The sequence below is a fragment of the Sphingomonas sp. Leaf22 genome (genome assembly GCF_001421715.1).
Classification (GTDB): domain Bacteria; phylum Pseudomonadota; class Alphaproteobacteria; order Sphingomonadales; family Sphingomonadaceae; genus Sphingomonas.
On the sequence record NZ_LMKP01000011.1, the window covers coordinates 1 to 14,434 of the forward strand.

General features: G+C 68.3%; 13 protein-coding genes and 1 tRNA gene. 11 read left to right on the plus strand and 3 right to left on the minus strand.

The window, feature by feature from the left end:
- Positions 1 to 335: 335 nt before the first annotated feature.
- From nusB to hisG, 3 genes are all read right to left on the minus strand, one after another.
- Positions 336 to 803 (minus strand): transcription antitermination factor NusB, encoded by a 468-nt coding sequence (gene nusB, locus ASE70_RS06410; RefSeq protein WP_056002116.1) that lies wholly within the window; start codon positions 801 to 803, stop codon positions 336 to 338.
- Between the two features lie 424 nt (positions 804 to 1,227).
- A complete protein-coding gene (gene hisD / locus ASE70_RS06415; protein ID WP_056502649.1) occupies positions 1,228 to 2,529 on the minus strand; it encodes a histidinol dehydrogenase in 1,302 nt (433 codons plus the stop codon).
- Entirely contained in the window at positions 2,526 to 3,176 is a 651-nt protein-coding gene (gene hisG, locus ASE70_RS06420) for an ATP phosphoribosyltransferase (RefSeq protein WP_056002124.1), read from the minus strand. The genes hisD and hisG overlap by 4 nt, the downstream gene beginning before the upstream one ends.
- Before the next feature lie 50 nt (positions 3,177 to 3,226).
- Here hisG and ASE70_RS06425 point away from each other — a divergent pair, with 50 nt between their 5' ends.
- The 11 genes from ASE70_RS06425 (at position 3,227) to ASE70_RS06470 (ending at position 14,429) form a co-directional block, all read left to right on the plus strand.
- A complete protein-coding gene (locus ASE70_RS06425; protein ID WP_056502652.1) occupies positions 3,227 to 4,258 on the plus strand; it encodes a DUF2332 domain-containing protein in 1,032 nt (343 codons plus the stop codon).
- Positions 4,255 to 5,130: a thiamine-phosphate kinase gene (thiL, locus tag ASE70_RS06430; protein ID WP_056502718.1), complete on the plus strand. Its 876-nt coding sequence runs from the start codon at positions 4,255 to 4,257 to the stop codon at positions 5,128 to 5,130. Before ASE70_RS06425 ends, thiL begins: the two co-directional genes overlap by 4 nt.
- Positions 5,131 to 5,350: 220 nt before the next feature.
- Positions 5,351 to 7,525 (plus strand): sodium-translocating pyrophosphatase, encoded by a 2,175-nt coding sequence (locus ASE70_RS06435; RefSeq protein WP_056502721.1) that lies wholly within the window; start codon positions 5,351 to 5,353, stop codon positions 7,523 to 7,525.
- A 122-nt stretch (positions 7,526 to 7,647) separates the two neighbouring features.
- Entirely contained in the window at positions 7,648 to 9,603 is a 1,956-nt protein-coding gene (locus ASE70_RS06440; protein WP_056502656.1) for an alpha/beta hydrolase family protein, read from the plus strand.
- 423 nt (positions 9,604 to 10,026) lie between these two features.
- The gene (gene infA, locus ASE70_RS06445; protein WP_003049127.1) at positions 10,027 to 10,245 is read left to right on the plus strand and encodes a translation initiation factor IF-1; all 219 of its coding nucleotides are present in this window, start codon (positions 10,027 to 10,029) and stop codon (positions 10,243 to 10,245) included.
- 29 nt (positions 10,246 to 10,274) lie between these two features.
- Positions 10,275 to 10,844 carry a Maf family protein gene (locus ASE70_RS06450; RefSeq protein ID WP_056398581.1) on the plus strand — a complete coding sequence of 190 codons (570 nt, stop codon included), beginning with the start codon at positions 10,275 to 10,277 and terminating at the stop codon, positions 10,842 to 10,844.
- A complete protein-coding gene (locus ASE70_RS06455) occupies positions 10,837 to 11,811 on the plus strand; it encodes a hypothetical protein (protein WP_056502658.1) in 975 nt (324 codons plus the stop codon). Before ASE70_RS06450 ends, ASE70_RS06455 begins: the two co-directional genes overlap by 8 nt.
- Positions 11,789 to 11,989 (plus strand): DNA gyrase inhibitor YacG, encoded by a 201-nt coding sequence (locus ASE70_RS19095; RefSeq protein ID WP_082438918.1) that lies wholly within the window; start codon positions 11,789 to 11,791, stop codon positions 11,987 to 11,989. Before ASE70_RS06455 ends, ASE70_RS19095 begins: the two co-directional genes overlap by 23 nt.
- Before the next feature lie 29 nt (positions 11,990 to 12,018).
- Positions 12,019 to 12,094, plus strand: a tRNA-Phe gene (locus ASE70_RS06460).
- 272 nt (positions 12,095 to 12,366) lie between these two features.
- A complete protein-coding gene (locus ASE70_RS06465; protein ID WP_056502724.1) occupies positions 12,367 to 13,545 on the plus strand; it encodes a M24 family metallopeptidase in 1,179 nt (392 codons plus the stop codon).
- Complete coding sequence (locus ASE70_RS06470; RefSeq protein WP_235512267.1) at positions 13,542 to 14,429, plus strand: glycoside hydrolase; 888 nt, start codon at positions 13,542 to 13,544, stop codon at positions 14,427 to 14,429. The genes ASE70_RS06465 and ASE70_RS06470 overlap by 4 nt, the downstream gene beginning before the upstream one ends.
- Positions 14,430 to 14,434 lie beyond the last annotated feature (5 nt).

Sequence of the window (14,434 nt, forward strand, 5' to 3'; positions counted from 1 at the left end):
TGAAGCCGGGCAATCGAACACCGTTCCTCAAGCGATAACTGACGGTAGATGGACATGGCAGCACCTGTCTCAGGTGTTGCACTTCGTTTGTGAACTCAGAGGGATCCCGCTATTCTTCGATGACACTGCGCAAGAAGCGGGACCCCGGGTCAAGCCCGGGGTGACGAAGGAGGCAGGGTCGCCGGCAGCAAATCGCACCCACCCCCGCTCGCCCACCCCGTTCAGTTCGAGCAGCTTCGAGCGAAGTCGAGAAGCGTCCGTCGAGAACCCGGTCGCGTGACCCCCTTTTGACGACGGTTCCCGACAGGCTCGAAGCAAACGGAGGGCAGGAAAACCTACCCCCGAACCACCTTCGCCACCGAATCGAGCAACCCGTTCACGAACCCCTTTTCGCGCCGATCGTAAAACGCGTCAGCCACGTCCAGATATTCGCTGATGACCGCCGCCACCGGCACGTCCGGCCGCGCCAGCAACTCGTACGTCCCCGCGCGCAAAATCTGCCGCATCGGCTTGTCCAGCCGGTCGAGCGTCCAGCCGGTAGACAGCTTCGATGCGATCATCGCGTCGATCTCTTCGCGGCGGGCATCGACGCCCTTGACCACATCGTCAAAGAACTGGACGTCGGCCTCGGCATATTCGACGCCTTCGATCGTCGCGCCCAACCGGTGCTGATGGAATTCGTGGAGCAGCGCCGGGATCGGCGTCGCTTCCATCTCATGCTGGTACAGCGCCTGAACGGCGGCCAACCGGGCGGCGGCGCGTGCCTGACGGGCACCGCGCGGGCGGGAATTCTTGCTGGTCATAACCGCCGCCCCATAGCCGCTGTCGGCCGCCCAAGTCGAGGGGGCGCTTTCCTACAGCACCGGGTCGTGACAGGGTGGTGGCGGTCTTTGAACCGTCCGCCTGTCCGAATCATGGTCAGCCCGCTGCACGAATACGTGGCAAGTGTGACTTTCGTGACCTTTGGCCAAACACGTCATCCCAGCGAAAGCTGGGATCTCCCGGTTATGAAGCCCGCGCACAGCGCGCAAGTGTGACTTTGGTGACCTTTGACCCGCAGACCCTCCCCTCCCTGACAAGGGAGGGGCCGGGGATGGGTCGGCCCGCGAGGAAGCGTCGCGCGGCCGAACGACGCAACCCAATACCGCCACGGGCAAAGCCCGTGCCGTCGGACGGCGCTACGAGCGCCGCCGGCCGGACGCGCCTCGTGCGGCTTGGCGCAGCTATCTACGCCTGGCCCGGCGCGTCCAACCGGATCGCCACCGACTTCGCATGCGCCGGCAGCCCCTCGGCACCCGCCAGCGTCACCGCCGCCGGCCCGATCTTCGCCAGCGCCGCCGCGTCCAGCCCCAGAAAGCTGGTCCGCTTCATATAATCCAGCACCGACAGCCCCGATGCGAACCGCGCCCGCCGTCCCGTCGGCAGCACATGGTTCGGCCCCGCGACATAGTCGCCGACCGCCTCCGGGGTGTACCGCCCGAGGAACACCGATCCGGCATGGCGCACCGCGCGGAACAGCGGTTCGGGATCGCCGACCGCCAGTTCGAGATGCTCGGGCGCCAGCCGGTCGACCAGCGGGATCGCATCGGCCAGCGTCGGCACGATCACGATCGCACCGTTCGCATCCCAGCTCGCCCGCGCCACCTGCCCGGTCGTGAGGTCAGCGATCTGGTCGTCGATCGCCCTCGCCACCCGGTCGGCAAAGCCGGCATCGTCGGTGAACAGAATCGACTGGCTGGTCGGGTCATGCTCGGCCTGACTCAACAGGTCGGCGGCGATCCACTCGGGATCGTTCTGCCCATCGGCGACGACCACGATCTCGGACGGGCCGGCGACCATGTCGATCCCGACCACGCCGTATAGCTGCCGCTTGGCCTCGGCGACCCACGCATTGCCCGGCCCGGTCACGACATCGACCGCCGCGATCCGATCGGTGCCATAGGCCAGCGCGGCGACGGCCTGCGCCCCGCCGATCCGCCAGACCTCATCGACCCCGGCCAGCGCCGCCGCGGCCAGCACCAGCGGATTGACCTGGCCCTTGGGCGTCGGGGTGACCATCACGATCCGCTCGACCCCGGCGACCTTGGCCGGCACGACGTTCATCAAGACCGACGACGGATAGGCCGCCCGCCCGCCGGGGACATAGACCCCGGCCGCCGCCACCGCGCTCCACCGCGCGCCCAGCCGGACGCCATCGGCATCGACCTCGTCACGATCCTCGGGCCGCTGCCTGGCGTGATAGGCGACGATCCGGTCATGCGCGAGTTCGAGCGCGGCGCGTAAGGTCGGGTCCAGCCCGTCCAGCGCCGCGCGACACTCCGCCAGCTCGATCCGCCAGCCGGTCACATCGGGATCATGGCCGTCGAACTTCTCGGTAAACGCCCGCACCGCCGCATCGCCATCGTCGCGCACCGCGCGCAGGATCGCGGTCACGTCGCGCGCCACGTCGCTGTCCGCCTCGCGCCGGGCATCGACCAATGCGGCGAAATCGGCGGCGAACCCTGCCGCACCCGTGTTCAGCCGGATCATGCCGCCACCGCCCGGCGGAACGCATCGACCAGCGGCACGACGGCCCCACGCGTCTTGAACGCCGCGCGATTGACGACCAGCCGCGACGTCACCTCGGCGATGGTTTCGACCTCGACCAACCCATTCTCCTTCAGCGTCCGTCCCGACGACACCAGATCGACGATGCGCGGCGCGAGGCCCAGCACCGGGGCCAGTTCCATCGCGCCGTTCAACTTCACGCACTCGGCCTGAACGCCCCGCGCGGCGAAGTGGCGCTGGGTGGTGTGCGGATATTTGGTGGCGATGCGGACATGGCTCCACCCGCGCGGATCGTCGGTTGCCGCGAGGCGCGCCGGTTCGGCGACCGAAATGCGGCAATGCCCGATCTTCAGGTCGACCGGTGCATACAGCTCCGAATAGTCGAATTCGGCCAGCACGTCCGACCCGACGATGCCCAGCTGCGCCGCGCCATGTGCGACGAACGTCGCGACGTCGAACGCGCGCACCCGGATCAGGTCGATATCGGCGCGGTCGGTGCGAAAGCGCAGCGCCCGGCTGTCGGGATCGCGGAACGCCGCTTCGGGCACGATGCCGGCGCGCGCGAGCAGCGGCATGGCTTCTTCGAGGATACGCCCTTTGGGCACGGCGATGATGATGGGGTCGGTCATGGGCGACTGGCGCTTTACTTGGGGCGCACGGCGGGCGCAACACGCGCCCCATGGCCGATGAACCGACGAATCGCCTCGCCTTTCGCCAGCAGGCGGCGTTCTGCGCCGCGATGGATGCGCCGATCACCGCGGCGGTCTGCGACGCGCTCGCTACCGCGCTGACCCGCGAAGGCCGGACCGGTCGCACGGTGCTCGACTGGCCGGGCGATCCGATCCCCGACGCGCTGCCGCTGCGGCTGGTCGGAGGGCTCCATGCGCTCGCCCAGACCGGCATCGATCGCGATCTGACCGCGCTGTTCGCCGGCGCCGGCGAGCCGCAGGCAATCCTGCGCCGGGCGCTGGTCGACCATGACGCACTGCTGCTGCCATGGCTCGACGGCCCACCGCAGACCAACGAGCCGATGCGCTCGGGCGTGCTGATGGCCGGGCTGCTGGCGGTCGCGCGGCGGCACGGTCCCGCCCTCGACATCCTCGAAATCGGGTCGAGCGCCGGCCTCAACCTGCTGATCGATCGCTACCGCTTCGATCTGGGCGGGGTGCAGGTCGGCCCCGCCGACGCGCCGGTCGCGATCGTCCCCGATTGGCGCGGCACCCCGCCCCCGGAGGCACCGATCCGGATCGAACGGGTACGCGGCGTCGATATCCAGCCGCTCGACGCCACCGACCCCGTCGTCGCGCCCCGCTTGTCGGGCTATATCTGGGCCGACCAGCCCGAACGGCAGGAACGGCTGGCGGCGGCCACAGATATGCTACGCGCGGACCCGGTCGATCTGGTCGCGGGCGATGCCGTCGGCTGGCTGCGCGATCGCCTCGCCGAAGCGCAGGCGGCCGGCGTCACTCGCGTGCTGATGCACTCGGTCGTCTGGCAATATCTCGGCGACGACCGCCGTGCCGCGATACGCCGCATGATGGCGGAAGCCGCCGATGCCGCCACCACCGACCGCCCGCTCGCCTGGGTCCGGATGGAGCCCGACCGCGTCCTGCAACGGCAGGAGCTGATCGTGCAGAGCTGGCCCGGCCATGGCGAACCGCAGATGCTCGCCACCGCCCATGCCCATGGGGCGTGGATCGCCGCGACGTGATCGAAGCCGACTTCCTCGCCGCGCTGCGCACCCTGCCGCTCCACCCCGGCGCGCACGGCCTGACCGACGACGCCGCGCACCTCGGCGACCTCGTCCTGACCAAGGACATGATCGTCGCGGGCGTCCATTTCCTTGCCAGCGATCCGCCCGCCGACGTCGCGTGGAAACTGGTCGCGACCAACCTGTCGGACCTTGCCGCCAAGGGTGCGGTGCCGGTGGGCGTGATGCTGGGGGTTCCGATCGGCGACGATGCATGGGACCGCGCGTTCCTTGCCGGCCTCGACGACGTGTTGCGGGCGTTCGACTGCCCGCTGGTCGGCGGCGACACGGTGACGCTGCCCGCTGGCAGCCCCCGCTTCCTGTCGCTGACCGCGCTCGGCCGCAGCGCCCACGCCCCGCGTCGCGACGGCGCGAAGGCGGGCGATGCACTCTGGGTGACCGGCACGATCGGGGACGCCGGCGCGGGCCTCGCCATCGCGCGGGGCGCGGCGGGGCCGGCCACGCTGCTGGACCGCTACCGCCGCCCGACCCCGCGGCTGGCGGAGGGACAGGCGCTGGCATCGCTCGTCCACGCGATGATGGACGTGTCCGACGGCCTGCTGATCGACGCGACCCGCATGGCGGCGGCAAGCGGGCTGGCAGTGACGATCGATCTGGCGGCAGTGCCGCTGTCGCCCGACTTGCAGGCGTTCGGCCACGACGCGCTGACGGCAGCGACGGCGGGCGACGATTACGAACTGCTCTTCGCCTGCAATATCACGCCGCCGGTGGCAGCGACCCGGATCGGGACGTTCGCGAAAGGCGAAGGGCTGAAGCTGGTGGACGCAGGCCACCCCGTCCCCCTCCCCGAACGCTTGGGCTACCAACACTAAATCCTCCCCGGCACGGGGAGGGGGACCAGCTGCAGGCTGGTGGAGGGGGGTGTCCCCGAACGATCCACCTGTGGAAGCCCCCCGCTGCGCGACGGTCCCCCGCCCCGTTCCGGGGAGGAATTAACGGTTGCCTCCCCCGCCCATCGGCATAAGCTGCCCCGCTTCCAAGGGGTTCGACCCGACGAGACAGCCGGGCGGCCCTGTGCAGGAGGGGTTGCGGATGACGATAGTCTATCTGGCCATGGCGTGTGGTGCGCTGGCCGTGTTGTACGGTGTGTTCACGAGTATGCAGGTGCTGCGCGCCTCGCCGGGCGACGCGCGGATGCAGGATATCGCCGCCGCGATCCAGGAAGGGGCCAAGGCCTATCTGGGCCGCCAATATCGCACCATCGCCATCGTCGGCGTCATCGTCGCCATCATCCTGTTCCCCACGCTCGGACCGCTATCGACGGTCGGTTTCCTGATCGGCGCGATCCTGTCGGGGGTCGCGGGCTATGTCGGCATGGAGATTTCGGTCCGCGCCAATGTCCGCACCGCAGAGGCTGCGCGCGGGTCGCTGCAAGGCGGCTTGACCATGGCGTTCCGGTCGGGCGCGATCACCGGCATGCTGGTCGCAGGGCTCGGCCTGCTCGCGATCTCGGGCATCTTTTGGTACCTCGTCGCCATCGCCGGCCACGGTCCGGGCGACCGCGAAGTCATCGAGGCGCTGACCGCCCTTGCCTTCGGCGCATCGCTGATCTCGATCTTCGCACGGCTCGGCGGCGGCATCTTTACCAAGGCGGCCGATGTCGGCGCCGATCTGGTGGGCAAGGTCGAGGCCGGCATCCCCGAGGACGACCCCCGCAACCCCGCCGTCATCGCCGATAACGTCGGCGACAATGTCGGCGACTGCGCCGGCATGGCCGCCGACCTGTTCGAAACCTATGTCGTCACGATCGGCCTGACGATGGTGTCGATCGCGCTGCTGGTACAGGCACCGCCGGCCGAATTGCTGCGGCTGATGGCGCTGCCGCTGATCGTCGGCGGGGTGTGCATCGTCACCTCGATCCTCGGCACCTACATGGTCCGGTTGGGGCGCGGCCAGTCGATCATGGGCGCGCTGTACAAGGGATTCTGGACCACCGCGCTGCTGGCAGTTCCCGCCATCTGGTTCGCGGCCAGCTGGGCGCTGGGCGATCTCAACGCCGTGATCGGCGGCGCGGGCTTCCTCGATCCCGGCGGCGACACGCTGACCGTCGAGGGGGCGCTGGGCGCACAGGCACCGGTCGCCGGACAAAGCTTCACCGGCATGGACCTGTTCTGGTGCATGATGATCGGCCTCGCCGTCACCGCCGCACTGGTGTGGATCACCGAATATTACACCGGCACCGCCTATCGCCCGGTCAAGTCGATCGCGAAGGCCAGCGTCACCGGCCATGGCACCAACGTCATCCAGGGCCTTGCCATCAGCCTCGAATCGACCGCGCTGCCGACGCTAGTGATCGTGATCGCGGTGATCGCGTCGTACCAACTGGCCGGCATCATCGGCGTCGCCTTCGCCGCCACGGCGCTGCTGGCGCTGGCCGGCATGGTCGTCGCGCTCGATGCCTATGGCCCGGTCACCGACAATGCCGGCGGCATCGCCGAGATGGCGAACCTTCCGGAAGAAGTCCGCCGCCGCACCGACGCCCTCGACGCGGTCGGCAACACGACCAAGGCGGTGACGAAGGGCTATGCGATCGGCTCCGCCGCGCTCGCCGCGCTGGTGCTGTTCGGGGCGTACACCACCGACCTGAAACTGTTCTTCCCCGACCTGACCGTCGATTTCTCGCTGTCCAACCCGTACGTCATCGTCGGGCTGCTGCTCGGCGCGCTGCTCCCCTATCTGTTCGGGGCGTTCGGCATGACCGCGGTCGGCCGCGCGGCGGGATCGGTGGTGGAGGATGTCCGCGCGCAGTTCGCCGCCGACCCCGGCATCATGGCCGGCACCAGCCGCCCGAATTACGGCCGCACCGTCGACATCGTCACCCGCGCCGCGATCCGCGAGATGATCATCCCCTCGCTGCTCCCCGTCCTCTCCCCCGTCGCGGTCTATTACATCGTGACATGGGTCGCCGGACAGGCGCAGGGCTTCGCGGCGCTGGGCGCGATGCTGCTCGGCGTCATCGTCTCCGGCCTGTTCGTCGCCATCTCGATGACCAGCGGCGGCGGCGCATGGGACAATGCCAAGAAATATATCGAAGACGGCAATTACGGCGGCAAGGGATCGGAGGCGCACAAGGCGGCGGTGACCGGCGACACCGTCGGCGATCCGTACAAGGATACCGCCGGCCCGGCGGTCAATCCGATGATCAAGATCACCAACATCGTCGCGCTGTTGCTGCTGGCGGCCCTTGCCGGACATACCGCCGGATAGGTTGTTTTGATCGATTGCGTCCCCCGTCCGCCGCGTTAGGATCAAGGGTGGATGGGGGCGTCCACTCTTGCCGGAACAGGTGCGCGGGGGCGCATCCCGGCCGCCCCCGAACAGGGGGTATCATGCGGTTCGTTGCGGCCATCGGCCTTGTCCTTGCCACCGTCGCTCCGGCGCAGACGCCGCCGCCGGCGGACAAATCCGCCAAGGTCGATGCGGCCAAGGTCGATCCCGCCACGCCGGTACCGATCGAGGCATTCGCCGAATTGCCATCGATCGAATCGCCCAAATTGTCGCCCGACGGTACCCGCGTCGTCGCCAAGAGCGCGATCGGCGGCAAACAGGTGCTGGTGCTGTCGCAGTTGAGCGGCGATGCCCGCAACGTCGGGCTCGGCACGCCCGAGGATACCGACATCAACTGGTGGCGCTGGGTCAATGACGACTGGCTGATCGTCGGGCTGGGTACGCAGCAACTGCTCTACGGCAACGAATATTACGTCACCCGCGTGCTGAGCGTGAAGGCCGATTTCAAGACGACCCGTCGGCTGGACTGGGACAAATCGGGCCTGCGCGCCGACGACGTGCTGTGGGTCGCGCATGACGGCAGCCCGCGCATCCTGCTGTCGCGTCAGACGGGCATCGAAAACGAATCCGACTTCAACCCGACCGTGTTCGAGGTCGACGTATCGACCGGCAAATCACGCCGCGTCGCCGATGGTCGCCCCAACGTCTATAGCTGGTATGCCGATGGACAGGGGCAGGTCCGCGCCGCCTATCAATATAACGACCAGTCGCGGCGCTCCGCGCTGCTGTACCGCGCGAACAACACCGAAAGCTTCCGCGTCATCGCCCGGCGCGAACGCAAGGACGAAGACGGCCTGACCATCCCGATCACCTTCCGCAGCGACGGCAGCGCGATCGCGCTGGACGACGAAGGCGGCTTCACGTCGGTCTATCAGGTGTCGCTGCCCGACCTCGCGCTGGGGAAGAAACTGTATTCGCTGGAGGGGTACGACGTCGACGGCATCATCGACAATGCCGACGAAAATGACGTCGCCGGCGTGACCCTGACCGAACGCTACGGACGGACCACCTGGTTCGACGAGAAGTTGAAGACACTGCAAACCGACATCAACGCCTCGATCGGCGACCGTCGCGCGCGGATCGTGTCGTGGGACCGCAAGCGCGATAAGTTCCTAGTGGAAGTCGCGGCAGCGTCCCAGCCCGGCGGCCTGTATTACTGGGACAGCGCGTTCAGCCGGATGCAGCGGATCGCGTGGAACAGCAAGACGTTGCAGAGCCGCCGCCTCTCGCCGGTCAGCACCATCCGCTATCCCGCGCGCGACGGAACCTCGATCGAAGCGGTGCTGACCATGCCGCGCCACCGGCTGAACCAGAAGAACCTGCCGCTGATCGTCCTGCCGCATGGTGGCCCCTCGGCCCGCGACAGCGAGGGCTGGGACTGGTGGACGCAATATCTGGCCGAGCTCGGCTATGTCGTGATCCAGCCCAATTACCGCGGATCATCGGGCTATGGCACCGCCTTCGCCCGCAAGGGGGCCGGCGAATGGGGCCTGAAGATGCAGGACGACCTGAACGACGCGGTCACCCATCTGGCGAAGGAAGGGATCGCCGATCCCAGGCGCGCCTGCATGGTCGGCGCGTCCTATGGCGGCTATGCGGCGATGCGCGCCGCCCAGCGCGACGGCAAGCTGTACCGCTGCGCGATCAGCTATGCCGGCGTGTCCGATCTGGCGGCACTGCGCCGCTATGACAGCCAGTTCCTGAACGGCCGCACCATCGGCGACTGGCTGCGCAGTCAGGCACCCGATTTCCAGACGGTCTCGCCCCGCTTCCACGCCGCCGACTTCTCGACGCCGATCCTGCTGATGCATGGCAAGGTCGACAAGCGCGTGCCGGTCGCACAATCGCGCACCCTCGCCGCTGAACTGAAAAAGGCGGGCAAGCCGTATCGTTATGTCGAACAGCCGCTGGGCGACCATTTCTTCTCCCGTGGCGAGGACCGGCTGCAATTCCTGCAGGAGATGACCGCGTTCCTGAAGGAGCATAATCCGGCCTGACGGGGCTATCCGCCGTACCGTCACCCCGCGCTCGACCTGCCGTATCCCCGCGCAGGCGGGGATCCAGGCGACCGATATCTGCGAGTAGGTTGCCCGCATCGCGTATCCCCGCGCAGGCGGGGATCCAGGGCTCCAAGCGCAAACCGTTGTTCTACTTGGTTCTGGACACCCGCCTGCGCGGGGGTACGACGCATTTTGCCTATGCTTGCAGCTTTCGCAGAGGTTCCGGCTCGACCCGGGCTGACGTGCAGGGCGCGGACAACCCGCACCTTGCACCCATCCGGCCCAAAGCCTATCTGCTGTCCAACCGCGACGACCGGCCGTGTCAACCACGGGTCCGGCCGTTCGTGCTTTCCTTTTTTACGGTTTGCGCCTATGGGGACCCGCCCGGTTCCGGTGCGCCCTTATTCACGAGGTATTTGTTTGGCGAAGGAAGAACTTCTCGAAATGCGCGGCCAGGTGGTCGAATTGCTGCCCAACGCGATGTTCCGCGTCCGGCTCGAGAACGATCACGAAATCCTCGGGCACACCGCCGGCAAGATGCGCAAGAACCGCATCCGCGTGCTGGTCGGTGACGAAGTGCTGGTCGAACTGACCCCCTATGACCTGACCAAGGGTCGCATCACCTACCGCTTCAAGTAAGCGGACCCCGCGTGACCGGATCTGCGGCCATGCGCCTGATTCTCGCCTCGACCTCGCCCCGCCGCCGCGACCTGCTGGCGCGGATCGGTGCGGTGCCCGATCGCGTCGAGGCACCCGATATCGACGAAACCCCGCTGAAGGGCGAATTGCCGCGTCCCTATGCGTTGCGCCTTGCCGAGGCGAAGGCGCGCGCGATCGGTCCGGTCGATGGTGCGGTAGTGCTGGCCGGCGACACGACGATCGCGCTCGGCCGCCGCATCCTGCCGCCCGCCACCAGCGAAGACGTGCAGCGCGAGTTGCTCGGCCTGTTGTCGGGGCGTCGCCATCACTGCCTGTCGGCGGTGTGCGTGCTGATGTCCGACGGACAGGCGCGCATCCGCATCGCCGATACGATCGTCGCGTTCAAGCGGCTCGAACCGCGTGAGATCGACGCGTACGTTGCCTGTGGCGAGGGGTTGGGCAAGGCGGGCGGCTATGCGATCCAGGGCCGGGCGGAGGCGTTCGTGCGCTTCCTCTCGGGCAGCCATTCGGGCGTGATCGGCCTGCCGCTGTTCGACACGCGCGCCCTTCTCGAAACCGCCGGCGTCGCGCTTGGCTGACTGGATCGTCGAGCGCGGTATCGGCGAAGTCCGCGCCGCGCGTATCGTCGACGGCGACATTGTCGAGGCCCGGATCGAACCCGACGACGCGTTGCGCGCCGGTACGATCCTTGCCGCCCGACTGGTCCGCCGCCTGCCCGTCCGGAATGAGGCCATCGTCGCGTGGGACGATGGCGAGGCGCTGATAAGTTCCCTTCCGCGTGCCGTGACCGAGGGCGCGACGCTGCTGGTCGAGATCACCCGTCCAGCCCTGTCCGAACCCGGCAAGCCCAAACGCGCCCGTGCCCGTCCTGCCGCGCCCGACGCGCAACCATGCGACGGCCCTTCGATCGCGGACCTGCCCGGCGCGCGCCTCGTCGGCCCGTTCGATCGCGATCTCCTCGGCGATGCCGGCTGGCCGCTGCTGATCGAGGAAGCGACCACGGGGCAGGTCGCCTTTCCCGGCGGCGCGCTGTCGATCGCACTGACCCCGGCAATGACACTGATCGATATCGATGGAGAACTCGCCCCCGCAGCGCTTGCCATCGCCGGTGCGCGCGCAGCGGCAGCGGCCATCGCCCGGCTCGACATCGCCGGGTCGATCGGCATCGACCTGCCGACGGTGAACGACAGGGCCGTCCGGCAGGCCACGGCCGAAGCGGTCGATGCGATCCTGCCGCAACCGTTCGAGCGCACCGCCGTCAACGGCTTCGGCTTCCTGCAGATCGTGCGGCGGCGGTCGCGTGCCTCGCTCCCCGAACTGTTCGCCCATGTGCCCGCCCATGCCCGCGCGCTGCTGCGACAGGCGGAACGCACCGGCGGCAGCGGCGAACGGACGCTGGCCGCGCATCCCGCCATCGTCGCGGCCATCGCCGCCCGGCCCGACTGGATCGCGGCGGTCGAACGCACGCTCGGCGCATCGCTCGCCTTGCGGGCGGAGAGCGGCCTCGCCATATCCGCGGGCCATGTCCAGGCCCGCTTCCCGTAACCGCTGTCCGCTGTGTTCGGCTCCGACCGAACCTGCCTTCCGTCCCTTTTGCAGCCGGGGGTGTCGCGACCGCGACATGCTGAACTGGATGGGCGAAGGGTATCGGATCGCGGGTCCTGCCGCTTCTTCCGACGAAAAATCGGAAACCGGGCTGGACAGCGACGATTCGCGCGGCTAACAGGCCGGCTCTTCCGGTCACCCGGACAGGCCCAGGTAGCTCAGTTGGTAGAGCATGCGATTGAAAATCGCAGTGTCGGCGGTTCGATCCCGTCCCTGGGCACCACCCCCAACATCGTTGTTCTGACCGGATAATTCCGCGCTGGTTCCGGCTGCTTCGGCCCCGGCAGGGGAACCGCAGTCATGGTCCCGCAGCTTGTCCAGGGCGAGCCGGTCGACGCCCGCCGAAATGCACCGTCCGCGTGACCGGTCCTGTCCCGAGCGTTGGCAGGGATGCCCGTGCCGTCCGTATGCGGGGCTGACGGTGATCGCGATCCCGGCTAGACGCAGCTTCGACCGACTACCCTGCCGATACCGGCATTTCGACTGGAGATCATGATGACCATCGGCGGATCGACCCCGGCCACGGAACTCGCCGCGATTCGGCCCGTCGCCCCCGCCCCGGCGATTACCGCCACCGAACGCGCGGAACGGATCGAGCGCGCACGGGCCCGGACGGCTAAGGCCGGTGCCGATGCGCTGCTCGTCCATACCGGGGCGTCGCTCGACTATTTCACCGGTATTCCATGGGGTGCCAGTGAACGGATGGTCGCGTTGTTCCTGCCGGTCACGGGTACGCCACGCATCGTCTGCCCGGCATTCGAGCGCGGTACGCTGGAGGCCGACCTAACCGTCGCCGCCGACCTGCTGCTGTGGGAAGAGGATCAGGACCCGACCGCGCTGGTCAAGGACGCGCTGCCCGCCGGGGCCACCCTCGCCATCGATCCGTTGCTCCCCTTCGCCTGGGGGCAGAAACTGGCGCGCCACGGCCTGACCCTGACCGACGGCGCACCCGCGATCGACGGCTGTCGCATAGTCAAATCGCCCGCCGAACTGGCGCTGCTGCAAAGTGCCAAGGACATGACGCTGGCGGTACAGGCCGCCGCCGCCCGCATCCTGCGTCCCGGCATCCTCGCCAGCGAGGTCGTCCGCTTCATCGACGAAGCCCATCGCGCGATCGGTGGCGGCGCTTCCTATTTCTGCATCGTCCAGTTCGGCCGCGCCACCGCCTTTCCCCACGGCCTGCCCGGCGACCGTGCGCTGAACGAAGGCGAACTGGTGCTGATCGACACCGGCTGTCGCGTCGGCGGCTATCACAGCGACATCACCCGCACCTATGCCTTCGGACCGGTCGGTGATGACGTCCGCGCGATCTGGGACATCGAACATGCCGCGCAGGCCGCCGCCTTTGCCGCCGCCGCACCCGGCGTGCCGTGCGAAGCGGTCGATGCCGCCGCCCGCGCGCTGCTGGTGCGTGAGGGTCTTGGCCCCGACTACCGCCTGCCCGGCCTGCCGCATCGCACCGGGCACGGCATCGGCCTGTCGATCCACGAACCCGCCTATCTGGTGCGCGGCGACACGACGCTGCTCGCCCCCGGCATGTGTTTTTCGAACGAACCGATGATCGTCGTTCCCGATCGCTTCGGCATCCGGCTGGAAGATCATTTTCACGTCACCGACACCGGCGCGGCATGGTTTACCAAGCCGCAGCCGTCGATCGACCGCCCGTTCGGATGACGCCGCTGATTGCGCTGCTGCTGGCGACGGTCGCGGTGCCATCGGCTGCCGCGCCCGGCCGCTATGCCGCGACGACGATCGGACCGCCACCCGCCGACCTCCGGCTCGACCCCTTCTACCAACGATATGTCGATGCCGGCGGCGTGCCGGTCGTGTCGTCGGCGAAGGTGCCCGACGACGCGCTGCTGTTCGCGCGCGACATCGCCATCGCGATGCTGGCCGATCGCCCCGACCTGCGCCGCTGGATGGCGGCGTCGGGCTATCGCGTCGCGATCATCGCCCTGACCGAAGGGCTGATCGATCTGCCCGAACAGCGCCACTGGACCAAACCCGCCGCCGACGATCCCCGCCTGACTCTGTGCGAGCGCAAACACTATGTCGAGCGGATCGGACGGCTGAGCGACCGCGATTACTGGAACAATCGTGCCCGCGGCATGGGTGGGCCGTTGACCACCGCCCCGGCCGAAAACCTGCTCGGTACGCCGGGCACGTGGTATTATGGCGAGAACACCTTCGTCCACGAATTCTCGCACGCCATCCTCGCCGCGATCCGGCAACGCGACACCGCGCTCCATGCCGCGGTAGAGCGTGCCTATGCCACTGCCATGGCGCGGGGGGCGTGGCGCGGCGAATATGCCGCGACGACAGTCGACGAATATTGGGCGGAGGGAACGCAGCTCTGGTTCAATACCAACCGCATGATCGTCGTCGATGGGCAACGGCTGCTCAACGACGACGACCTGCAACGCTATGACCCGACGCTCTACACGTTGTTGGCGCAGGTCTATGGCGACCGCCACCGCCTGCCCGGCGACGTCTTCTATCGCCATCCCGCGCGCATACCGCCCGGCGATCCGCCCAGGGCGACGGCGGAAATCTGCTGAACCCG

Excerpts from the sequence above, each read along its gene's own strand:
- ASE70_RS06440 (WP_056502656.1), top strand. The coding sequence starts at position 7,648 with ATGCGGTTCGTTGCGGCCATCGGCCTTGTCCTTGCCACCGTCGCTCCG.
- ASE70_RS06450 (WP_056398581.1), top strand. The coding sequence starts at position 10,275 with ATGCGCCTGATTCTCGCCTCGACCTCGCCCCGCCGCCGCGACCTGCTG.
- hisG (WP_056002124.1), bottom strand. The coding sequence starts at position 3,176 with ATGACCGACCCCATCATCATCGCCGTGCCCAAAGGGCGTATCCTCGAA.
- ASE70_RS06425 (WP_056502652.1), top strand. The coding sequence starts at position 3,227 with ATGGCCGATGAACCGACGAATCGCCTCGCCTTTCGCCAGCAGGCGGCG.
- hisD (WP_056502649.1), bottom strand. The coding sequence starts at position 2,529 with ATGATCCGGCTGAACACGGGTGCGGCAGGGTTCGCCGCCGATTTCGCC.
- nusB (WP_056002116.1), bottom strand. The coding sequence starts at position 803 with ATGACCAGCAAGAATTCCCGCCCGCGCGGTGCCCGTCAGGCACGCGCC.
- ASE70_RS06465 (WP_056502724.1), top strand. The coding sequence starts at position 12,367 with ATGACCATCGGCGGATCGACCCCGGCCACGGAACTCGCCGCGATTCGG.
- ASE70_RS19095 (WP_082438918.1), top strand. The coding sequence starts at position 11,789 with ATGTCCAGGCCCGCTTCCCGTAACCGCTGTCCGCTGTGTTCGGCTCCG.
- ASE70_RS06435 (WP_056502721.1), top strand. The coding sequence starts at position 5,351 with ATGACGATAGTCTATCTGGCCATGGCGTGTGGTGCGCTGGCCGTGTTG.
- ASE70_RS06470 (WP_235512267.1), top strand. The coding sequence starts at position 13,542 with ATGACGCCGCTGATTGCGCTGCTGCTGGCGACGGTCGCGGTGCCATCG.